General features: G+C 49.9%; 16 protein-coding genes. 5 read left to right on the top strand and 11 right to left on the bottom strand.

The features are described from left to right. Positions 1-91 precede the first annotated feature (91 nt). Positions 92-979, top strand: coding sequence for a helix-turn-helix domain-containing protein (locus DVH26_RS11600; protein ID WP_239633843.1), 888 nt, complete (start codon positions 92-94; stop codon positions 977-979). A gap of 72 nt (positions 980-1,051) precedes the next feature. Here the strand turns inward: DVH26_RS11600 and DVH26_RS11595 are convergent, their stop codons facing one another. The 5 genes from DVH26_RS11595 to DVH26_RS11575 form a co-directional block, all read right to left on the bottom strand. Continuing rightward, positions 1,052-1,417 carry a cupin domain-containing protein gene (locus DVH26_RS11595; RefSeq protein WP_239633842.1) on the bottom strand — a complete coding sequence of 122 codons (366 nt, stop codon included), beginning with the start codon at positions 1,415-1,417 and terminating at the stop codon, positions 1,052-1,054. 22 nt (positions 1,418-1,439) lie between these two features. Next, entirely contained in the window at positions 1,440-3,647 is a 2,208-nt protein-coding gene (locus DVH26_RS11590; protein ID WP_239633841.1) for an alpha-galactosidase, read from the bottom strand. 154 nt (positions 3,648-3,801) lie between these two features. After that, complete coding sequence (locus DVH26_RS11585; protein WP_239633840.1) at positions 3,802-4,347, bottom strand: GNAT family N-acetyltransferase; 546 nt, start codon at positions 4,345-4,347, stop codon at positions 3,802-3,804. Between the two features lie 13 nt (positions 4,348-4,360). Further along, on the bottom strand, positions 4,361-4,996 hold the full coding sequence (locus tag DVH26_RS11580; RefSeq protein ID WP_239633839.1) for a VC0807 family protein: 636 nt from the start codon (positions 4,994-4,996) through the stop codon (positions 4,361-4,363). A gap of 304 nt (positions 4,997-5,300) precedes the next feature. Then, complete coding sequence (locus DVH26_RS11575; protein ID WP_239633838.1) at positions 5,301-6,650, bottom strand: ABC transporter substrate-binding protein; 1,350 nt, start codon at positions 6,648-6,650, stop codon at positions 5,301-5,303. A 541-nt stretch (positions 6,651-7,191) separates the two neighbouring features. On the opposite strand from DVH26_RS11575, the gene DVH26_RS11570 reads away from it, so the two are divergent. Beyond that, positions 7,192-7,953, top strand: a complete 762-nt coding sequence (locus DVH26_RS11570; protein ID WP_239633837.1) for a DeoR/GlpR family DNA-binding transcription regulator — start codon at positions 7,192-7,194, stop codon at positions 7,951-7,953. A 395-nt stretch (positions 7,954-8,348) separates the two neighbouring features. Next, complete coding sequence (locus DVH26_RS11565; protein ID WP_239633836.1) at positions 8,349-9,290, top strand: endonuclease/exonuclease/phosphatase family protein; 942 nt, start codon at positions 8,349-8,351, stop codon at positions 9,288-9,290. 131 nt (positions 9,291-9,421) lie between these two features. Here DVH26_RS11565 and DVH26_RS11560 read toward each other — a convergent pair whose 3' ends face one another. Beyond that, positions 9,422-10,018, bottom strand: coding sequence for a biotin transporter BioY (locus tag DVH26_RS11560; protein ID WP_379454332.1), 597 nt, complete (start codon positions 10,016-10,018; stop codon positions 9,422-9,424). Positions 10,019-10,108: 90 nt separating this feature from the next. Between DVH26_RS11560 and DVH26_RS11555 the strand changes: the two genes are divergently transcribed. Further along, positions 10,109-10,933 carry an energy-coupling factor ABC transporter ATP-binding protein gene (locus DVH26_RS11555; RefSeq protein ID WP_239633834.1) on the top strand — a complete coding sequence of 275 codons (825 nt, stop codon included), beginning with the start codon at positions 10,109-10,111 and terminating at the stop codon, positions 10,931-10,933. Then, positions 10,930-12,708, top strand: coding sequence for an ATP-binding cassette domain-containing protein (locus DVH26_RS11550; RefSeq protein ID WP_239633833.1), 1,779 nt, complete (start codon positions 10,930-10,932; stop codon positions 12,706-12,708). The genes DVH26_RS11555 and DVH26_RS11550 overlap by 4 nt, the downstream gene beginning before the upstream one ends. 59 nt (positions 12,709-12,767) lie before the next feature. On the opposite strand, the gene DVH26_RS11545 is transcribed toward DVH26_RS11550, so the two are convergent. From DVH26_RS11545 to nirB, 5 genes are all read right to left on the bottom strand, one after another. Continuing rightward, complete coding sequence (locus DVH26_RS11545; RefSeq protein ID WP_239633832.1) at positions 12,768-18,770, bottom strand: S-layer homology domain-containing protein; 6,003 nt, start codon at positions 18,768-18,770, stop codon at positions 12,768-12,770. Between the two features lie 172 nt (positions 18,771-18,942). Continuing rightward, the gene (cobA, locus tag DVH26_RS11540; protein ID WP_239633831.1) at positions 18,943-19,728 is read right to left on the bottom strand and encodes a uroporphyrinogen-III C-methyltransferase; all 786 of its coding nucleotides are present in this window, start codon (positions 19,726-19,728) and stop codon (positions 18,943-18,945) included. A 28-nt stretch (positions 19,729-19,756) separates the two neighbouring features. Continuing rightward, positions 19,757-20,578 carry a formate/nitrite transporter family protein gene (locus tag DVH26_RS11535; protein WP_239633830.1) on the bottom strand — a complete coding sequence of 274 codons (822 nt, stop codon included), beginning with the start codon at positions 20,576-20,578 and terminating at the stop codon, positions 19,757-19,759. 34 nt (positions 20,579-20,612) lie between these two features. Beyond that, complete coding sequence (gene nirD, locus DVH26_RS11530; RefSeq protein WP_239633829.1) at positions 20,613-20,948, bottom strand: nitrite reductase small subunit NirD; 336 nt, start codon at positions 20,946-20,948, stop codon at positions 20,613-20,615. Positions 20,949-21,012: 64 nt separating this feature from the next. After that, positions 21,013-23,448, bottom strand: coding sequence for a nitrite reductase large subunit NirB (gene nirB / locus DVH26_RS11525; RefSeq protein WP_239633828.1), 2,436 nt, complete (start codon positions 23,446-23,448; stop codon positions 21,013-21,015). Positions 23,449-23,921: the final 473 nt, after the last annotated feature.

Raw genomic sequence — 23,921 nt, 5'->3', positions numbered from 1 at the left:
CATTTGTAGGATAAAATATATTGTCATAGGACTCGAATCGTGATAGCCTTACGTGTAGACAGACCTATCTGCCCGAGAGGGGAACGCCTGAATGAAAACAAGCACCGTCGATTTATCAGAGCTTCGATCGCGAATATTAAGCGCCAATTTTTATCCGTTCAAGCCTGGACAGCTTGTAGGACCCCGGCTGCCATACGTCCACCTTTTTGTCTATATTCCGGCCGGTAAGGGCAGGGTTGCCATCGGCGAACAGTCGTGGGCTGCCGAGCAAGGCGATCTGTTTTACATTGCTCCCGGCGTTACCCATACGTTTGCGGCCGATCCGCATGATCCTATGGTTCATGCCTCGGTTTATGTTGATCTGCTCTCACCCTCTACGCCGAAGTTAAAGGGGGACGGGAAGCTCAATTGCTATTACACATCGGAATACGAGCTGCAGCTGTGCGCGGCAAAAGTAGAATTTTCCGAAGGGATAACGATTCCCGTGCAAATCCGCGTTCCTCACAACGTAAGCTGGATGGAATCGTTCCTCACCGTGATTGAGACTTATCCGGAGCAGTCGCTAGGCAACGACCTGCTGCTGCGGGCGCATTTCGAATCGTTTCTCATCCGCTACATACAATATTCCTTGAAGCCGCAAAATAGCGTCCACGATCCAAGAATTGAAAAAATGATCGAAAGTCTGGAGCTTGCGGATTCCGCTAACGCCGGCGTGACCGAATGGGCGCAAAGGTTCGGGATCAGCACGGCTTACTTGTACGAGCTGTTCCGTAAGCAGACAGGGACAAGCCCGCAAAACTATTTATTGCAGTGCAAGCTCGACAAAGCCAAGGCTTACTTGCGGGAAACCAATATGCCGGTTACGGAAATCGCCTACAAGCTTGGTTTTTCTTCACTGCATTATTTTGCAAGACAGTTCAGCAAGTATGTCCAGGAGCCGGCGTCGAAATACCGACAGCGGTTTCGCGGGTTTGGATAAAAGGAGCCGGAAGCAAGAAAAGCCTTCATTTCACCGATATTCGTGTGAAATGAAGGCTTTTCTTAACAGCATTTATTCCGTAATTTGATTTTTGTGACGCGTCGGTCCCGCATGGACCCACAGCGTTACGATAGGATCCTCTTCACTCGAGATAAGGTGATGATCTTCACCGGGCTCAATGACGAAAATATCCCCGGTCGTTACAGGATGGAACGTTTTGTCAACCTCCATTTGTCCCTTCCCTTGCGCGATGATGAACACCTCGCAGTCTTTATGAACGTGGTAATCCCTTCCGTCCGGGCCGTCGTTAGTATGCGTGCGGTAGCCCGGCTTTTCGAAAGCCAGGCCGCCCGTCGACAAGTATTCTCCCGGCAGGATGCCCTGCAAAAAATGCCCTTCTCTCGTATCCTGTAAATCGCTCAAACGATACTTTTTCATGGATTGTCCCCCTGACAAGTCATTATTGTGCTATGAAACGATACAACCGGCTGCGGAAATCGCCTTTCCACTGAGGCAGATGAAGGCCTACGTTCATCAGTTCATCGCCGCCGAACAGCCGCTCTTCAGCATCTGCGACCTCTACTTCAACAACACGGTAATCTTTGTCCGGATCCAGCCCTTTCACGCGCAGCTTCGCAAGAGGCGCATTGGGCTTGGACAGCACCTGGAAGAAGGCCACGAGCGCTTCGGACCGGTCCTCGGAGACGAACATCCATGCCGTTTCATTGCCTTCGAACGGACTGAGCAGCCGGTAGAAGTCGCCGAACTGGATGAGCGGGCGCAGCTCTTTGTAGGTGGCTACCTGCTGTGCGACGATCGCTTTTTCTTCCTCGGTAAATTTGGTCAAGTCGAGCTCGTAGCCGAAGTTGCCGGACATCGCCACATGGCCGCGCATCTCGATAGGCGTAGTCCGGTGCACCTGATGATTCGGTACGGCGGACACATGAGCGCCGATGCTGCTGATCGGATAGACGATGCTCGTACCGTATTGGATCTTCAACCGCTCTACGGCATCCGTATTGTCGCTGGTCCATGTCTGAGGCATGTAATAGAGCATGCCCGGATCGAAGCGGCCTCCGCCGCCGGAGCAGCTTTCGAACAAGATATGCGGGAAAGCGGACGTAATCCGCTCCAGCACCTCATACAGGCCGAGCATGTAGCGGTGCGCCGTCTCTCTTTGTCTCTCCGGCGGAAGCAGCGCGGAGCCGATCTCGGTCATATTGCGGTTCATATCCCATTTGACATAGCTGATCGGGCAGCTTGCCAAGATGTCCGACACGACCTTGACGATATACTCTCTTACATCTTGCCGGGAGTAGTCGAGAATGAGCTGCTGGCGCGCTTCCGTACGGCGGCGGCCAGGCACGTGCAGGCACCAGTCCGGATGAGCACGGTACAGCTCGCTGTCCGGGGAAATCATCTCCGGCTCGAACCAGAGGCCGAATTGGAGATCCAGCTTATTCACCCTTTCCACCAGATCTTCGAGACCTTTGGGCAGCTTGTTGCCATCGACGAACCAGTCGCCGAGCGAGCTCTTGTCGTTATCCCGCTTACCGAACCAGCCGTCGTCCAGTACGAACAGCTCCAATCCGAGCTGCTGGCCAACTTTGGCTATTTCTTCAATCTTGTCCGCATTGAAATTGAAATACGTCGCTTCCCAGTTATTTACCAGTACCGGTCTCGATTTGTCACGGTATTCGCCGCGGCACAAGCGCGTGCGATACAGCTTGTGGTAGGTTCGCGACATCCCTCCGAGTCCTTCCGCGGAGTAGACAAGCACGGCCTCCGGCGCCTGGAACGCCTCGCCGGGCTCAAGAAGCCACGCGAAGTCGAATGGATTGATCCCCATAACGACGCGAGTCGTACTGTAAGGATCAATCTCCGCCTGAGCGAGGAAGCTGCCGCTGTATACGAGGCTGAAGCCGTATACGTCCCCGTGATCCTCATCGGCGTCCTTGGACAGCAGGGCGACGAACGGATTGACCGAGTGGCTGCTGGAGCCGCGGCGGCTCTCGATGGTAGCCCCGCCGGTCGTCAAAGGACGGCGCTCGATATGTCTCTCGCGTGCCCAAGAACCGTGCAGGTGCAGCATGTCAAAATCAGGATGCGGGAAATCGACGCTTACGCTGAGCGCTCTCAGCAGGCGGATATTTCCCCCGCTTTCGTTAACATAGCGAACCGAACGGGTGATAGCGTCGGCATCGCGGAATACCGTATAGGTAAGAACCGCTTTCAAGCCGATCAGCTTGTCCGTCAGCACGATGTCGAGACTGACCGCTTCTCCGTCCTCTTCAACATACGTCGCCGGAAGCCCTTCCAGACGGGGCTTGCCCGGATAAATCCGGTGCGATTCGTAGATCAGCTCGCTGACGGTCGTTCCGTTGTCCAGCTGCACCTGATACGCGGGCACCCGAAAATCGCTCGCGCCGAAGGCCGGCAGCTCTAGTGGGAGCGTATCAAGAGAGATTGCCAAATCCTCCGGATCCGTAGACGGAGAGAACGAGCAGCGCTTTCGATAGGCGAGTAAGCTTCCCGGATTGGTGCCGCGCACTTTCCGGCCCCAGTGGACTTGAACCAAATATTTCGATTTTACGATTTGCATAATGTAGCTGGTATGTTTCGTTTGCAGATGAAACGTTTGTGTTTCCGAATCGAAAATAATGCTCATAGCAGCCTCCAAAAAATAGTATTCAGGCCTTATTATATCCTTGGAAGCAGGCAGGCGAATATGGACAAAAACCATTTTCACATGGAGAAATTTATGATCTTGCCGCAGTAAAAGAAGTCAGCTCTCGTCCGACTAAAAAAGAGCCTTGCCCTGTTCACGGGCAAAGCTCTGAAACTAACTTCTCATAACAGCGAAACGGGTATTTGCGGAACGGATAGCGGATTTCGCCGACCGCGGCGTAGCCTGCTTTTTCGTACATTGCAATGGCAGCTTCATTCGCCGTGTAAGCATCGAAGCGGATGCTGGTATACTCCGACTCCACCGCGAAGGCTTCGGCGAATCGGAGCAGCTTCTTTCCGATACCGTGGCCCTGGTATGCCGGATGCACCGCCAGCCGGTGAATCACCATCGCACGGCCCCATCCGTCCCGCCACGGCAGCCCGGCAAACTCCGGGCCTTGCTCATCGTTCAGGGCAACGACCCCGATCCATTTGCCTTCCGCACGGATGCCGTAAAGATGGCCGTTGTGCAGATCCGCTGCGAATAAAGGCTGTGTCGGATAGTAGCGATCCCACTGATCGCTGCCGTTTTGCTGCATATGCCGAGTGACCTCTTCATACAGCGTCGTAACGGCTTCAAGCTCCGTTTCCTCCAGCTTCACTACCTCTTCATCGGACAGCTTCTTGTTGATTGTGCTCATGTCCGCCCCCCCGCTATTTGCAGAGCATCCTGCTTTTGATTTCCATCAGCCGGACTTTGGAACATCTCCGGAACAGCACGGTCCAGCCTATGGCAGCACCGATGAAACAATAAAATACGATATTGGAAATGGCAAGGAATTGCTCGGTCGTCAATTCATAGACAAGAGTAATCCTAACGGCTGCCTCAACAAGCAGCATCATGCCCCATACGATGGTCATCAATCGAATCACATAGCGGAAGTAAGGGATTTGCCAATTGTCGGCAAAATTCGATTTCTCGGAACCGTCTTTTGACGAAAAACGCATGGCCAAATGGTAGATCAGCGGCCGGGGGAACAGCAAGGATACCAGGAATAGCGCTCCGACGGCTGCAGTTACAAACGATTCTCGTATGAGAAGCAGCTTCTCGTCGCCTCCAAGCAGTACCATGCCGAGTCCGAGAAGGAACGTGAACAGCATCATCCCTCCAAACACATCCAGCTTCTTGTGACGGGCCAAATGCAGAAGATTGTCTGCCATCGGGACGATGGTGGCGATGGACAGCGCGGCAAAGCTCGACATGTTTCCCGACAGCCATACATATAACAGGTAGGGCACTGCACCGTTAATTATCAATGTGATCAAAATACTGCGAAGCACTTTGGACATAGGGAGTTCCTCCTCAAATTCATTGTATCAATTATGAGTTGTAAAAAATTGCCCGGGAAATGGTTAGGCTCAACTATTATTATTTGATTCACAGACCGTCGGTTTGTTTTATGAACTCAGTTTAAATTACAGACCGTCGGTTTGTCAATGGTTTTTTTCCTTCTTTTTCTATCTATTCAGAGCCTGCTGATCGATAATACTCCTTGGTGTATGTATTGTCTACGCCTGACTTAACACAAAGAAGGCTGCCCTTTATTCAGGACAGCCTTACCTTAAAGCCTGAGGAGAATTGCTCCCGTCAGTTTCACTTGCTGTTTTTCATCTCTTGAATATATTTATCGGCCTTCTCGTTCGATTCCCGAAGCGCCGTATTAATATCTTTTCCTTCATTCACCATCGATTTGATGCCTTCTTTTAGAAATCCGTACGATTTCACATCATATGCAGTCGCTTCCGGCAGCGGAGCCGGTTTTACAGCGAAAATACCCTGCAAGTTTTTCCCGTCATACAGCTTGGCGTCGGCTGCGAACTGCTTCCGGATCGCCGGGTCGCTTAGAGCGGACAGCCGGCTCCCCGTTTTGTTCATGGCGAGCTGGGCTTCGTTCGTAATCAAAGCTTGAATGGCGGCAAATGCAGCCTTCTTGTTATTGCTGGTAGGCGGAATCATCGCCAGATGGAAGTCGATCTCTCTGCCGAGACCCGGACGGTCATCGAACGACGGGAACGACACGACATCCCAGTTGAAGTCTTTGCCCGGCTCCTTCAGTTGAGGCAAGCGTGCGGTTAGGGCAGAAATCCAATACGGGAACATGGCTACCTTCTGATCCTTCAGGAAAGCGTCGATACCGTATGTATATTTCTTATTCGAGTCTACGACTCCCCGGATATCGTACAATTGCTTGTAGATGCCGAATACTTTTTTGTATCCGTCGCTGGTCAGAACTGCCTTCTCCTGCTTCTCGTCAACTACCGGGAGCGAATAAGCCCGCGTCAGCAGCGGAGGGTCCTGCAAATCGATACCTATATATTGGGTCCCTTGATCGGCCCGGGTCACTTGGCGGGCCAAATCAAGAATTTGGTTCCACGTCATGCCGTCCTTCGGATACGGAACACCGAATTTATCGAATATGTCCTTATTATATGCCACCACACCATAATTCATCGCGTAGGGGATACCGAACATTTCACCGTTTTTCCCGAATTTTTTCATTACATTGATCGTTTCGGGTTCAAAGCGGTTCAAGTCGACATTTTGACTTTTGATCCATTGGTTCAAGTCGCTTCCAAGTCCCATCTGCAGTACATCGTGCAAATAATAGTTACTCGTTGCAATAATGTCGGGCACCTCGCCGGCGGCGATCATTTTGTCCAGATTCGTGCCTTTAATCAGCTCGATCGTAATATTAGGATATTTGGCTTTCACCGGGTTTCCGATCAAGGTTTCCAAATCGGCATCGTTCAAAATACCTGCGTTGTGTGAGTAAAACCGCAATGTGACCGGTTCATTATTGTAGAGCTCCTCCTTGACCGGTTTGGGTGTCTCCGTATTGTTCGCGGTGGTCCCTGCTCCTCCACCCGAGCTGCAGCCGGCAAGAAGCGTACCTCCCAACATCGTCGTAGCAACCGCCAGTAAAGCCGCTTTCTTTGTTCTCATAACAGCACTCCCATTAAACATATTTTGATGTGAAACAGCCTAATGAAATCAAACTTGCCTCTTGATCGAATATGCCTATGCTGACTTATTAAGCTGATTGGCTCCTCGAGTGACGTTTTCCATGAATCGGCATTACGTTGGTACAAATGTAAGCGTAACCATTTCGGAATGCTTCACTGCCTTTTCCGTCTTAACCCCGCAGCACTGCGATTGTTATTGTGTGGCTGCTGCTGTATCATGGCAGCTGGTCGTTTATTCTTATCTCCATTTAAGCCTGCTTCCTGCGTGTTCACTGCTCGATTGTTGCGCAATGCACCCCCTATATCATGCGCGTTATTGTGTTAAAATTGTTTGTTTATGCGCGGTTACTTTCATCTTACCCAGCCTGTTATATACTGTCAATACAGTCAAATGTTAAGATTTTCTTGACACAAGCCTCTTTTGCTCATAATCTAAATTTAGGCCAATTTTCTAAAAAAAAGATAATGCGCACAGATGAACTTTTTCATGCATATACATCACCATTTTACGGAGGGACTCCATGTTAGCAGCCGAACGCAAATTGCGGATAGTCGAGTTTGTCAAGGAAAAACAGGTTGCTACCGTTGCCGCCTTGGCCAAGGAATTTCAAGTTCACGAGGCGACGATACGGCGCGATTTGGCCGAAATTGAGCAGGAAGGCTTGTTGAAACGAACTCACGGCGGGGTCATCGTAGATAAAGGAGCGAATATCGAGCCATCCTTCTCCGAGAGGGTCAGCGATCAGCTGGAGCAGAAAATCCGAATCGGAAAAAAGGCCGCATCCATGATCGAAGACGGCGACCACGTGATCATCGACTCGGGTACGACAACGATCCATATTGCTCAGGCTTTGGCAAACCGCACGAATATTACCGTCGTAACGAACGATATGAACGTAGCGGCAGAGCTCAGGGACTTTACCGGCGTAACAGTCATTGTTACCGGCGGCACGCTGTACCACTCCAGCTTCATGCTGAACGGGATGTACACCGACGACGTGCTGCAGAAGATTCATGTGCAAAAAGCTTTTATCGGCACGCCGGCTATTCACCCCGTGCATGGTCTCACGCACCCGGAAGCGCAGCTCGTCCCTACCAAGCAAGGCATGATCCGCGCCGCTCAGGAAATTATCGTGGTGGCGGACGACACGAAGATCGGCAAAGTCTCTTTGCATACCGTCACCCCTATTACCAGCATTCACACGTTCATAACCGGCTCCGAGGCATCCGACTCGCAGATCAAGCTGTTTCGGGATGCAGGGGTTCAGCTCGTTACGGTTTGAATAAGTTTAGATTTCCCTCTTATCAGTTTCGATGCGAAAAACAGCGGCAGTCTTGGACGAAATAAGTCCCGGATTGCCGTTTTTTTTACAATCGGTCGCTCATCTATGAGAGGCCTCGATACAGGTTTTCTCACCACAATAGAATTTATAAGATTCCGAGGTCATCGGATGTAAAAATACTATTTGGCGATAAAAACAACCTCTTAACGCGGTCGCTCCTCTGTGAAAGGACGTCGATAGACGTTTTTCTCATTGCGCTATAGCTCCTCACGTGATAAATGTCTAATTTCGCTGCGCCCCCCATACCATCAGCCCATCCACTAATGACTAGTTGAACATATAGTAAATCATCATTATCCAGAAAGTAGTGATTTATTTTGAAGCCTCTTTCATTCATGACGTGGAATATTTATATCGGCGCGGAGCTGACACCCCTGCTAACGGCAACGGCTCCCGACCAAATTCCGGAGCGTGTCACAGAAGTTTTCCAGCAGTTTCTCGCTACTAATTTCCCGTTACGCGCGAAGGCTCTCGCCCGCCAAATTGCCCTTAAAGCCCCCGATATTATCGGATTGCAGGAGGTCGCGAAATGGGAGTTGATTCCGCCTAATTCGAGCAAGGTCGTGTACAACTTTTTGACCATTTTACTTCGTGAATTAAGACGCAAAGGAATGCGGTATACCGTAGCGGCGCAAAACCGGAACTTATCGGCGGCTCTGCCAAGCAGCTCCGGGAACCTGATTCGTTTAACGGACCGAGATGTCATTTTAGTTCGCAAGACAAGGAGATTCAAGGTAGTCCGAAAGCAGGAAGCCAACTTCAAGACCAATGTGGAGATAGATGTCGGGGGGCAGACGATTCCCATCCTAAGAGGCTGGTCGGCCATTGATGTAAAGGTTCGGCGCGGCATATTCCGACTCATCAATACTCATCTCGAACCCGATTCTCCAGAGGTACAGGTCGCTCAAGCAAACGAGCTGCTTACAGGTCCGGCTGCAGCCAAACGTCCGGTTATATTGCTGGGAGACTTTAATTCGAACGCCGATGGCAGCGGAACAGCAACCTACGGTAATCTCACTTCCGCAGGCTTTCAGGATGCATGGACGCATGTCGGCAAGGGCAACGGATTTACTTGCTGCCAAGATGCCGATTTGTTAAACGCCGTGTCTCATTTGAACAGGAGAATCGATTTGATTTTGTTCAAGAAAAGGAGCAACTGGAAGGCTGTTAAAGCTGCGGTAGTAGGAGAGGCCCAACGCGACCGAACCCGAACAAGACTATGGCCGTCCGATCATGCGGGCGTAACCGCAAAATTAAAGCTTAGAAACTGCAAATAACGAATGAATCGACCTTTGCTCATACGGAGCCTCTCAGAAGAGCTCTTTTTTGTCTGTTTACTTCGAAGTATCCATTGGACGAAAAAGGGAGCTGCACATATTGGAATGTACAGCTCCTTTTTGCATGCTTATTAAGAGTTCAACGTTTGACTAGCCGTCTTGCCCCCTGTTATCCTCGAAATCGGGAATACCTGCCTCACAGGGATAAGAATAATGGCGGCAAGCGCCGCTTTCACCGCATCTCCGGGCAAGTATGGATAGCAGCCTAGTACCATCGCTTTCTGCAAAGATACTCCCGCTTTATGTGCCAGCCAAGGAACACCCGTTATGTACAGCAGCAAGGAGCCGAAAACCTCCATGATAATGAAAACGAGTACTAAGGATACGAGGCTTCTGCCTTTGACGCGCTGCACGAACCAACCGATCAGCAATGCCGCGAATGGATACATCCAAATAAAACCTCCGGTCGGGCCTAACAGCAGTGTTAATCCGCCGCTGCCGTGAAGCAGAGGAATACCGAGTGCGGTTAACACAACGACAAGCGCAATGCTGCAAAACCCGTACAATGGTCCTAAAATAGCTCCGGCTAGCATAACAGCCAAATTTTGCAATGAGATCGGAACCGGAGTAAAACCTAAATGAATGTTCAAATAGCTGGATGCGACAAACAGCGCTCCGAATAGCGCACTGAACGCCATGCCTCTTACTGAAATTTTTTTCATTGCCATAGCTCCTTTTATTTGTTAACCTAATATCGTTGTTCGAAGTTGACAATTGCATTCTAGCACAAACCATTCGGTTAGAAAAGAGAAATTTGTATGAGTACAAATGGCATTCTGAAGCTGAATCAGGCGGCCCTGACATTGGATACGGCGGATGGGCCCCGAACCGTACTGCATCCGGTTGACCTTCAAATACATGAAGGCGAGTGGATCGCGTTGGTCGGATCCAACGGCTGCGGCAAAAGCACCCTTGCTAAAGTCATGGCCGGATTGCAATCCCCTACATCCGGAACCGTTTCATTAACGGCTGAAGGTCAGCCCCCGGTTCAGCTTGTATTTCAAAATCCCGACACCTCTATCATTGGGGAAACGGTGTATGAGGACTTGTGCTTCGTCATGGAGAACTACGGTGTAAGCGAGGAGCAAATGCCGGCCAGAGCTGCGGAAGCTCTGGATAAAGTAGGGCTTGCCAACCGCATCCATGCCCCTGCCTCAACCTTATCAGGCGGGCAAAAGCAGCTGCTCGCCATCGCAGGCTGTCTGGTTGTGGAGCCGACCATATATATTTTCGACGAAGCGACTTCCATGCTGGATCCGATGTCGCGGCAAACGATCCTGTCTATTGCAGGAAAGCTGCACAGGGAAGGCAAAACGATCATCTGGATTACACAGCTTCTCGATGAATTAGCGGACACCGATCGGGTCGTCGGCATGGAGGACGGCCGCCTTGTCTTCGACGGAACACCGCGCGAATTTTTCTTCCAGCGTCCGCAATCCGGTGAACGGAGCAGCTGCGAGCAGCTTGGCTTTACGCCGCCTTATACCGTCCGGGTTGTACAGCAGCTGTTCGAGCAGGGATACATACTGAACCCTCCTCCGCTTACTCCCGAGCAGCTGAGCAAGGCGGTGAGCGAGCTGTGAGAATCGTCATGGAGCATGTCAGCGTTATGGCGGGCAAAAACGGAAGTACACCCATTCTGCGCGACATCAGTCACGAATTCGAGCAAGGGAGCGTTACGCTGGTTGTTGGTCGGACCGGCTCCGGCAAGAGCACGCTGCTGCACATACTCTCCGGGCTTCTGCCCATAAATGCGGGTGCTATCCGATACGGAGACAAGCTGCTGTGGGACGGGAATCGGGTCAATGAGGCTCTGCTGCTGCAGTCCGGCAACGTATTCCAATATCCGGAGCGGCAGCTGTTCGCGGATAGCGTCCGCAAGGAATTCGCCTATTCCTTGCGGCCATTCCGGCTGAAGCGGCAAGCGGCCGAAGACAGAGTGCGCGAAACCGTCCGGCAGTTGGAGCTGCCGGAGTCGATCGTTCAAGAGTCGGTGTTCACCCTTTCCGACGGGTGGAAACGAAAAGCGGCTCTGGCTACGACTCTCGCAACCCGGCCTGCCTGGCTGCTGTTGGACGAGCCTACGGCAGGCATCGATCCTCAAGGGATTCCTCCGCTGCTCCGTGCCGTCAGAGAGCATCGGGAGCAGTCAGGAGGAGGCGTCGTCATTGCCAGCCACGATCTCGACGCCTTTCTTCCGGCAGCTGATCGTGTAGTCGTGATGCGGGACGGCTGCATCCGCGCCGTCTTTGCTCCGGAGGAGCTGCACGATTATTCGGACGTGCTGCTGGAAGCTCATGTCGGGCTGCCGGCATCAGCCGTGATTGCCCGGGAGCTGCAGCAGCGCGGGATCGTCGTTGCAGGATCTCCCCTGACACCAGAGGCAACGGCAAGTGCCATTGTTCAGGCCTTGCGGCAGAAGAATTCGCCAAACCCCGTTCGGGCGAATGAATCGGAATTGGATGTAAAATCCAATGATGGCGTGACAGAGAGCCGATGCATGGCCGAAAACATTGCTGCTAAAGAGACTAATCCTGAAGATCCTGCATGTACAGCCGAACCTGGCCTAACGCCGGTCAAAGCAGGCCTTCTTCAGCTGCACCCTATCGCCAAATGGTTGTTCTATATGGCTGTATCGGCGGGCATGCTGCTGCAGAATGGATGGATCGGCATTGCTCTTTCGGCCGTACTGGCCTTCGCAATGATAAGGATTTCCAGCGCTTCCTATCGTACCGTCAGCCGGGCAAGCAAAGCATTCTTTCTCTTCATTGTTATTTCGAGCCTTATATCCGGGTTACAAATTACCGTCGGCGATTCGTGGTGGTCCTGGAAGGAAGTATCCTTCTCTTTCCCATCGGCATCTCGTACGTTTCAACAGCTGGTTGTATTTCTGATCGTGCTGGTGGCAGGTGTGGCCTTCCTGGTCACGACCAATGCTTCGGCGATGCAGCGGGGGCTGGAGCAAGCCTTATCACCTCTGGAACGGTTCCTGCGCATTCCCATATCGATCTTTACGTTCTCGGCATCGCTACTGCTGAGATTCATTCCCCTGATCGGCAAGGATATGGATCGAATGTCGCTTATCGTAAAATCGAGGGGCAAGTCGAATGTGAAGCCCGGTTCTATAAGATTGAGAGATACTCCCGGATTTATGATCCCGCTTCTATTATCTATGATGAAGCAGGCTGAGGATATGGCACTAGTCCTGGAAGCCAGAGGGTATAAATTCAAACGGAGCGGTCCCTCTGCTCGTCCATCGCTTGCTTTCACCCGCAACGATTGGCTTGCCGTCGGTGCAGGAGCTGTTCTATTGATTTTGTTCATTGTGATCCGTGAAATAGCAAAAACATCCGGTTAAGCTTAAAGGGCTTAGACCGGATGTTTTCGGATGTGACCGGGAGACCATGTTGTAATCCATTATGGATTGGGCTTTACATAAATTCGAACAGGGTCGCTCTCCGCTTTGCCGATAGCGTCTGCAGTAATGCTTATTTCTTGGTTAAGAGGGAAATTGGGGTAGTATGAAAGATTCACGTATGCGTTCCCCCAATAATCTGAAATTAGCTGATAATATTTTCCGGCTGGGGTGTATATGGTAATCATAGTAAATGGTTCGGTTTTAACATTTAAACTGCTAAAACTTTGGTACACGCTTCCCGTAACCGTCGGTAGCGATGTCTTTCCGGAAACAGGCTTTACGGTAAGAATGGCCGGATCGCTTTCAGACCATCCTAATGGTTTGGAAGTTACCGCTACTTGAGTTCCCAGTGCAAAATCTCCATAGTGAATTACAAAATAATAACCATTTAAGCCATCATAATACTCCGGGTAAATCATTGTACCTTCTGTCATTGTTTTAAACTTAAGGTTATTATAGGGGTTCAGTGTCCAGGTGATGTTAATACCATCTTCATACACTGCCCCATTCACGGTTGGTATAGCTGCTTTTGGAGATTTCACAACTTGAATAGGATACGGCAAGCTTTCTTTTTTATCTGGAACCTTTGCTAATAGTTTCAACGTCCCATCTAAGGGTATCCAGCCTTCAGAAATATACAATGTAAACTGTCCGTCATTTTGCGCCTGGCTGTAGGTTATTTCCTGTCCGGAAGCGTTTAATAATCTGACCCGCGCATTCGATTCCGCATAGCCGGTGATAGTGCGCGACTCGGAATAAATTACTCCATTTATTGTAGGTATATTCGTTAGCGGAGCTTCCAATACCGGAATAAGGTACGGAATGCTATCTTTTTTACCCGGAACTTTGGCAATAAGATAGATCTTGTCATTCGTAGGTAGAGTACCCCGTACATACAGAGTAAATTGCCCAAGAGAATCTGCATATCTCGGATCATACATTTCCTGTCCCATAGAGTTTACGATCTTAACCAACGCGCCTGCCTCAGTAATACCGCTAATAGAGTACGATTCCGAATTTACAGTACCTGTTACACTAGGAGTTTTGGTAAGTAGTGCTTCCTGAACGGTCATTGGGGTTGGCAAGCTTTCTTTCTTCCCACTTGCTTTTGCTGTTACAAGGATCTCTTCTCCTGCCACCAGTTGTTCGCCATTATACGAAATGGACTTAGGTTCTCCAAAGTCAATGGATCCCTTCCCAATAATTGTGCCATCTTGTTTTTTTAAGTATATAGTGGCTGCTTTTTCCGCCGATACAGTCACTTCGCCACTCGGAATATCGTAAACGGCACCAGTTACAGACGGTTTATCAGTATAAGGCGAGGAAAGGATGGTTTCTGATGTTTTAGGACTTAATAGCATGCCGCCAGTCTTGAGCTGGAAGTGAAGTTTCGTCCCTTCCTTTAATGAGCCATTAATTCGGATGGCCATTTCATCTGGAATTCCTGGACTTTGAGCATGAGCAACTAAATATCCATCATCGTCTGTTATGATAACCGTACCGTAGCGAGCTTTAACATAGACGTATTCACCCTCGCTATACACGCTGCCTTCAACTGTTGGAGCTTCACTAATCAAACTCTTTCCTACCTTAATCTTGACTGGTTCATTCTCACTCTTACCTACCTCGCTGATGCTGACATCCAAGATTTCATCCCCACGTAGAGGGAGGAAATAGGAATCGATGTAGAATACATTTTCATTCTTTGAATGGGTTGAACCGACAATTTCCTTTTCCTGATTTCGAACGACTGCCCGATAGTATCCTTTTTGTTGACCGATCAATGGACTGTGCTCTTCATTAGGTGGGAGCACATTATCAGGGGCCATGCTTGTTCCTTGAACATGCTGGACGGAAACGGGAATTGGATCACTAAACAGTTTGCCATACTCTTGGACATACATTGTCATTTGCTGAGTAAATTGGTTACTGTTAATGAAATAAGCGTCATCCCAGGCCCTTGAAATAATTTGCCCCTGTTCATTTTTAATGACCGCTCGGATTATGCCAGGATTGAAATTAACGATAGCCCCGTTGTCATAGAAAAGAACTTGAGGTGATACAACTGCAGTTTTCACTACATTTTTCGGAATACGTGTATACACCGTAGCTGTACGATTATAATGTACAGCTGTTACTTCCAAGCGTTCATCTGCACTAAGTCCGATGACCTCCTCTGAAATTGTAAAGCGGAAACCATCATAAGCAGGCTCGATTGGTCCCAAAATGACCTTTCCGTCGTCGGCTTTTTTTATTAATACAGTCGTTCCTGGCAGTAAGTTTCCGCCGATCGTCATCTCATAACCGTCAAACTGAGCAATTACACTATGTATAATTGTTTGATTTGATAATGATTCTACCGGAATAATTACAGGTACACTAACAGACTGTTCCTCTAGTTTTGCTGTAATATAAATCAGATCTTTTTCCTGCAAAGCAATCCACGAAGGGATGTCAAGTTCAACTTTTGTCTCATTAGATTTTAAAATGATTTCTGCAATGGTTATACCTGCTGACGTAGTAAATGTAAGCTTTCTATTGGCTGGCCAAGAATCGAAGATTAAAGTCCCGCCAAACGGGTAAAGTCGGCCCGATCGTACCATTGGCTTCTGAGTTTGGAAGGCGGTTTGGTCCTCATTGGAGAATGCTGCTTTTTTTCTTCTTACGTTTATTGGAATAGGCTCACTTTCTTTTTTACCATGCTCAATAGTTGTTACATAAAGTGTTTCTAATGGAGCTTTTGAATCGTAACTGTATTCATACGCGAATGTCCAATAACCGTGTTGTAAGACATTGTCTTTGGCTTCCTCTGTGTATATGAGCTTATTTTGGCTATCCTTTATATGCACGATCGCATGACGGGATGCCAGCCCGGTAATCTCCCATCTCGTTGTCCAATCTTTTACAATTTCTTTGTAAACAAATGGCTTGGGGGACGGCTCACTGCCTTCTACAACCGTCTCTGTTATCTCTGTTGCTGATTTCCCCGGGGACTTGGCGATAATCCTAACCTGGTCTCCGGCTTTCTGCCCAACTATGCGGATGCGGTAGACAACTGTCGATTCGTTTGTGTAAATGACTTCTTTATCGAGCTGCTCCACATTATCGGCAACTACACTCACATCTGCTCGGCGTTCCGCTTCCACTTGCAAGTAGGAATCTCCTTCATAGATCTTTCCAAGAACCTTGGGCACAAATGTCTTCCCTTCACTTGCTTTCACCGTTTTTGAGACAGTGCCGCTAGGCTTCTTGCCATTGCTTCTGCCGATTACCTCAACCTGCTGGCCTACAGTTAACGGAATATCCAAAGAAATTAAATCAGAGTTTGGTCCAAGTAGACCACCCCCACCATAGTATCCTCCGAAACCACCACCACCGCCGCCGCTGCCGCTACTCTGACTACTAGTGAAGGTGGGATAGCTGCCCGAATAATAGTGATTCCTCTCATAAAACTTGGCATCCAGTACCGTGCCGTCAGCAAGCTGCAGCCAAACAACGGACGGCTCAAAGGTAAATACTTGCAGAGTAGATGTACCCTCGTATATCTCTTCAATCAATTCCGGCATGGCCGTAATGACGGTCGGTGTATCCGCTCGCTGGACCATAACGGTTGCTGCGGCGCTCGGAAGCTTGCCGCTTCCTTCGGCCACGATAAACAGCTGCTCGTTACTTGTCAGCTGCTTGCGCAGCGGCACAACGAGGCTGCCGTCGTTACGGGAAGTCCCTTTGCCCGCCAGTCCGCCTTGCTGATCCGTTACAACCACTTTGGCGTTGGCTTCCGTCATTACCGTTATCCAGGCTGCATCCGAGTAGACGCTACTGAGCACGGTTGGCGTATTCGTAGGCTCGGTTCCCAAGGATGGCAAAGCTTTTATCGTAATGCTAAAGAGCTTATAAACGGACATTCCTTTGCTGGATAGGGTTGCCGTAAGCTTCACAACATGATCGGCTTCGCCGGCTGCCGGACGTGTTACGATACCTGCCAGGGTCAAGTATTGGGAATCGCTTAATTCCCAGCTAATCGAGCTATTTCCTACCCCTGAGGTCGGAAGCGTAATATTTTGCGTCACATGATCCGCCGTATCTCCCGGCTTATACATGATTTGCAAAAGCTGCTTTGCCTCCTCAAGTGCCGCCTTTGCTGAATCAAGCTCCTTTTCCTTGAGCTTTGGATAATTAGAGATATCGCTCTCTGTCGCCCCCAGATCGTATGCAGCCGCAATCATCCGGTAAATTCTTTGGATAAGCTGCTCCAGCTCGGAGGAATATTCTTTACTATCGCCAATGGAATCTATTGTCGCAATAATTTTGGCGACCGTTGATTTTTTCAACGCTTCCCTGACAGCGGCATCCGCTTCGATGTGACTGGAACCGGTATACTCCGCTGCAGTCTTGGTGAACGATTCCGGCTTTCCTTCCAGCTTGATAATTGCATTGTCCAGGCTCAATAAGGATATCGTATCGGTCTGAATGTTAGCCGTCACACCTTGCACGTTAGCGCTATTTACGATTCCGTAGCTACCTCTTCCTGCTAACGCTACGTGTATTCCATTCTGAGATACGGATACAGATTGAATGGAATTGTTCTCGGCCACATTAAGGCTTGCGTTTGACTTCAAGCTTACCCTTTGGATACTGGATGATTTGCCGCTGGAGGTTGAACCAACCGATAATCGTACGCCCGTAGCATCAACGCTTACTTCTCCGCTGAATGTCCCTCTTAACGTAACGGTCTGATCAGCCGCTCCCTGTGTAATTCGGATCGCTCCCAAACTTCCCGCTTCCTGTTCAACGACCGCTTGGGAGTCTATCTCCGTGTTTGTGATGGAGGTGCCGTCCAAAGATAAGATCCGAACTCCACTCGTTTGTTGATTCGCTTTTACCAAAAGCACATCGGATCGAACATTCCTTACTCTTATCGTATTGGCAGAGCCCGAGCGAACCTCGATTTTGGCCGCGGTTACGTTTTGCAGCGTTACTTCTCCGTTAGCCCCAGGGTTAACGACCAGGGTACCGGAAACCTTCACACCTTCTTGTCCATCGGAAGGCCCATAGGTACCGGAGGAGGTTATAGCAGCATCTCCATTGATCGTACCTGGCTTATTAAGCGGGGAACCAGCGGAATTTCCTCCTCCAGAGCTGGAGCCTCCTCCACCACCGCCACCGCCTCCACCTGCACAGCAGATGATTGGCGTTTCTTCTTTCTTGGGCTCTTCTTTAACCGGTTCTGCAACGAGCTTTTGTGCAGCATCGACGTACTGCTGGCGTTTCGTATGGAACTCATAAGCGAGTCTTGCCAACGCTTGTCTTTGCGCTGCGGCAGAAGGCTCAAACCGCAAACTCCCGTTACCGTTATCTATCCCTTGAACAAAGCCGATTTGATTGGCTAACCAGACGCTTGGTTTTGCCCAGTCAGCGATCTGCTCCCAGTCGGTGAAAGCTGCTTTACTCGAACTCGAGGCCTTATCCAACACAGACTGCAATCCCATAGCCCGCAGGAAAAAGACGACCAATTGCTCCCGCGTCACCTTCTCAGCCGGAGAAAATGCATTCTCCGACGTGCCGTCCGTTATTCCAGATGTAACAAGTGCTCCGACAAATCCCCGATACCAGCTGTCCTGGGCGATATCTTGGAAGCGATCAGCCCCCTGCGGCTCCTCCTTGAGTCCTAAGGAGAGTACGATGATTTTGGCAAGCTCGGCCCGAGTCATCGACTGTTCCGGCGCGAACCGTCCTTCCCCGTAACCGGATACAATACCGGCTTCGTACAGCGCTACAATTTCTTTTGCCGCATAAGACCCGCTAATGTCAGTTAGTCCCGTATCGGCGGCACTTTCTTTCGGCGTACCGGTCACTTGCCCTTCCGCAGAGCTGCCCGGCATTTCCGCCGCGAATGCGCGGTTCCCCCCGGAATCCGTCACACCCCAAAAAGCCAGCAGCAGCTGAGACAATAGCATCGTACCTACCAGCAATTTGGAAATCTCTCTTCGAAGCTCTCCCACTCGTTTCTACCTCCACAATTAATAGGAATAAATTCCACACTTTTCCCATTGTACTGTAAATTCATCCAAATATCTTCTATATTTTTCTAAAGAAATTGAGAAAAAAGACCTAGCAATACATTCTATCAAAAAGAATGTACCGCAAGGTCTTCGTGTCTCTGTACATACAAGATCAAACAACGGTTTCAACCCGCTCCAAGCCTTCCTCCGCAAACCAAGCCAGCTTATCCCTTAAGCGAACCACCTCTCCTATTAAAATGATCGCAGGGTTCGGAATGCTGTGCTCTTGCACGATCCGGGCAATCGTATCGAGTGCCCCGGTGACCGTTCTCTGCTTGCCGCTGGTCCCCCAAGATACGACGGCAACCGGAGTAGCGGCACTTTTTCCATAGCTGATAAGCTGTTCGCACAAGTAGGCGATATTGCTCATGCCCATATAAAAAGCAATCGTGTCCGTACCCGTAGCCAGTGCATGCCACTTCTCCGGAGGAATCGTATCGTCCTGGCATAAATGGCCGGTCACCATCGTGAACGTCGTAGCGACCTTGCGCTGCGTAACCGGAATGCCGGCATAGGCAGGCGCTGCAATACCCGACGTAATGCCCGGTACGATCTCGAACGGAATCCCGTGGTCGACCAGCGTTTCCGCCTCTTCCCCTACTCGGCCGAATACACAGGGATCCCCGCCCTTCAGCCGTGCCACGGTTTTCCCTTCCAGCGCCTTCGCCACGAGCAGCTCATTGATTTGTTCCTGTGGGATCACATGATGATTGGGGGTCTTGCCGCAATATATGAATTCCGCATCGGGACGAGCATGCTTCAGCAGCTCGGGATTGGCCAAACGGTCGTACACGATAACCTCGGATGTCTGAATGCACCGTAATCCTTTGACCGTTATCAGATCGGGGTCACCCGGTCCGGCTCCTATAAAAAACACCTTGCCTCTACTCGTCTCCATACGGTTTCACCTCAACTTGTAATATGCATTAAGCCGCTTTCGATTGATTGGATAAGGCTGCGGCGTCCTTTTTCCTATGGGTAAAATACAGGAACAATCCCGTAAACAAGACGCCTCCGACAAAATTGCCGAGCAGTACCGGCAGCTGATTCCACAGCCACCAGCCTCCGAAGGTGACATTGGCGCCGTACATCATTCCTGCCGGAATGACGAACATATTGACTACAGCATGCTCGAAGCCCTGGGCGAAAAACGTGAGAATGGGCAGCCACATGGCGGCAATCTTGCCCATGGTCGACTGGGAGGTCATGGCCATGACGGCACCGAGCGTCACCATCCAGTTGCAGAGCACCGCTTTGGCAAATACGGCGATCATGCCGTCCATACCGATGCTGGAGTAACCGTTCGTTTTGGTTTCGGCTGTTTTTATAATCGTTTGAATGACCGCATTGTCGCCGATATGCCCATAATTGGTAACCGCCGCATAAAAGAGCAGAGCGTAGGCGATACAGCCGAGAAGATGACCGACAATCACCCACAAAAAATTGTTCAGCATCTTCCCTACCGATACGCGCTTGTTAAGTACGGCTAAAGGGATGAGTGCGAAGCTGCCGGTTACAAGCTCGAGCCCGAGCAGGACAATCATGACGAAGCCTACCGGGAACACGAGGGCTCCTACGAGCCCCAGTTTGGTTTGTGCCGTAGCGGTAAACGCCAATGTCGTGGCAAAGGCCAATATCGCGCCTCCCAGAAATCCCCGGATCAATAAATCTTTTATAGATAATTGCGCTTTGTTTACACCGGATTGGATCATTTGTTCCAGCACTTGCTCCGGTTTTACATAATCCATGGTACTCAGCTCCTTTCCACGGACCCAACGGAAGTTAGGAAGCCAAATGCTCAGCGTTATCAAAGAGCAGGATGACATTTCCTGTCTGCTCGTCGATTTCAAGCTGGAACGCTCTGACGCAGCCTTCATCCGGCGCTTGCACAAGCCCGTTGTCGAGATTGATTTTCCAATCGTGCAGCGGACAAAACACATGATGATCGCAGACGATCCCTTCAGACAGCTTGCCGTTTTTGTGCGGGCAAAGATTCTCTATCGCTCTTAGCTCCCCGCCGGACAGCTTGAAGATGGCAATTTCCACACCATTCACGTGAATGATTCGCGACCTTCTTTCCGTAATTTCCGATTGATGAGCAACAATGATCCGTTTCATATAGGTTTCCCTCCTGTATCGTATCCGAAAGCTTGGTAGACCGTAATTGCAGCCTTGACGTCGATTAGTTCTGTATAGGTGTCAGCTGTTGTGTATTCAGCATCTCAAACGTTTTACGAAGCTCATCCTTCTCGATAATTTCCTTCCAAGGGTCTGTCGTGAGGCTGAGCGTTTTCTCGATTCGGGCTACAAGAGCTTCGCGGTCTTCCTTCTTCTCTAGCGCAGCCAAGATGGAATCGACTCCTACACGCTGTACCCATTCGCTGGTCCGTTCATTCCATTTTGCTTGCTCGCGGTAGTACTGCAGGAAGGCGCCCGCCCATTCGATGACTTCTTCCTCCGTCTTGACCTTGCACAGCAAATCCGTCGCCCGAACCTTGACGCCGCCGTTACCGCCGACATGCAGCTCCCAGCCGCCATCAATCGCAACGACCCCGAAATCCTTGATCGTAGACTCGGCGCAGTTACGCGGACAACCGGATACGGCCAGCTTTACTTTGGCAGGAGTGTTTAGCCGTTCAAAACGTTTTTCGAGCTCAATGCCCATGGCAATGGAATCCTGCGTACCGAATCGGCAGAAGGTGGAGCCTACGCATGTTTTAACGGTCCTTAATGCCTTCCCATAAGCGTAGCCCGACGGCATATCGAGATCGGCCCACATCCCCGGCAAATCTTCTTTTTTCACACCCAGCAGATCGAGCCTTTGGCCGCCGGTAAACTTCACCATCGGCACGTCGTATTTCTCGGCGACTTCGGCAATCCGCTTCAGCGCTTGTGGAGAGGTGACACCGCCGTAAATTCGCGGTACGACCGAATATGTTCCGTCCTTCTGAATGTTCGCATGGTTCCGTTCGTTCACGAATCGGGATTCTCTTTCGTCCGCGTGCTCCTCCGGCCAGATCATGCCCAAGTAATAGTTCAGCGCAGGACGGCATTTGGAGCAGCCTTCTTCGTTGTGCCAGTTCATCACGTTCATCACTTCTTTGGTCGTCGTCAAATGCATACTGCGGATGGCTTCGACCACTTCGTCCCTGCTGTGCTCGGTGCAGCCGCAAATTCCTTCTTTAACCGTCTTCACTCCATCCGCTCCCAAAGTCAGCGTAAGCAGATCGGCCACTAACGGCTTGCAGCCGCCGCACGATCCGGAAGCTTTGGTACACGCTTTAATATCGTTGACGCTGGCACAGCCCTTTTCTTGAATGGCGCCGACAATCGTTCCTTTCGATACGCCGTTACATCCGCAAATAATCTCGCTGTCAGGTAAGGAGGCGACATAGTCGATACCGGATAACGCTTTGCCTCCGGCGCTGTCTCCCAGCAACACCTGCTTTTCTTTCCCGCTTACGTCTTCGCCGTTTCGTATCATGGCGAACAGCTTGGAGCCGTCACTTGTATCTCCAAACAGAACGGAGCCGATGACTTTGCCGTCCTTGATGACGACTTTTTTATAAATGCCTTCGAAATCGTCCTGAACTCGGACCGAGCGCGTGTCCGGGCCGTCCGTAAATCGCCCTGCGGAGAACACGTTGACTCCCGAAACCTTCAGCTTCGTTGATACGACGGAGCCTTGATAGCCTGCTGACGGAACGCCTGCCAGCCGTTTGGCCAATTCGCTGCCTTGCTCATACAACGGAGCTACGAGACCATATGCGATGCCCCGATGCTCCGCGCACTCCCCGACCGAATACACATGCGGGATATTGGTCTCCATATAATCGTTGACTACGATACCGCGGTTCACTTCGATGCCGTTATCTTTGGCCAGAGCGACATTGGGCCGGATGCCTACCGCCATGACGACCAAATCCGCTTCCACTTCGGTTCCGTCTTTGAAGCGAACGCCGGTAACCCGTTTTTTACCCAAAATGGAGTCGGTGTTCTTCTCGAGTAAAAACCTCATTCCTTGCTTCTCCAGCTCGGATTGCAGCATGTGCGAAGCCGTTTCGTCCAATTGGCGCTCCATCAAATATTTGAATATGTGTACCACCGATACATCCATGTTCAAGTTTCTAAGTCCGCGGGCCGCTTCAAGCCCGAGCAAGCCTCCGCCGATAACAACGGCCTTCTTATATTTCTTGGAAGCTTCCAGCATCGTTTCGCAGTCTTTAATATCCCGGAAGGCGATAACCCCTTCTTTATCTGCACCCGGCAACGGAAGCATAAATGGCAGCGATCCGGTAGCAATGATCAGATCGTCGTAGGAAGCGGAAATTCCACTGTCGGTCTTGACGATTTTCTTCTTGGTGTCGATGCTGCTTACCGTATGTCCGGCATGAAGCGTGATCCCGTTATCCTTGTACCAGTCCCAGTTATTGATCACAATATCTTGAATGTCCGCATCCCCTGCGAGCACGGAGGATAACAAAATCCGATTATAGTTCGGATGCGGCTCGCTGCCGAACACCGTGATTTCATATTCATTCGGTGCCAGCTTAATCAGCTGCTCGATTGCATTCACGCCGGCCATCCCGTTCCCGATTAACACCAGTTTCTTTCTCATTCTCATCCACTCCATCCTAACGTCATGTTATGTGACACAAAATTCGTAGAGCACTTGAAACGGAGATCAATCACAAATGAATTTAGTTATTAATGTTAAGTTATATGACATTTGTGTTTGTTTTTTCAATTTACATGTAAACAACGAATATTTCAATAGGTTTTTTATAAATTTGCGGTGTTTTTTTAATTTTATTTTTATTAACACGGACATTACTGGTGTAAATTAATACGAATGTTCGTCAATAAAGCGGTTTCCAATCAATTCGAAGGTTAATAGTATGAATTGATCTAAATCGAATCCTTTAAAAATGTTAATTATCCTAACATTAGTTATGAGGTGAACTTGTTATTGGTTCCACCGGTTTCTCCGATGTAAGCTTTGGAGAATGTTTTGGCATAGATTCAATCTATGTCTATGTAATGAAAATGATATTTCATCTATATCATTACAGGCACTATAATAACCGTACA

This window comes from Paenibacillus sp. H1-7, from assembly GCF_022354825.1.
Lineage (GTDB): Bacteria > Bacillota > Bacilli > Paenibacillales > NBRC-103111 > Paenibacillus_S.
Note: the sequence above shows the minus strand (reverse complement) of the source record. Positions and strands in the feature narration are given on the sequence as shown.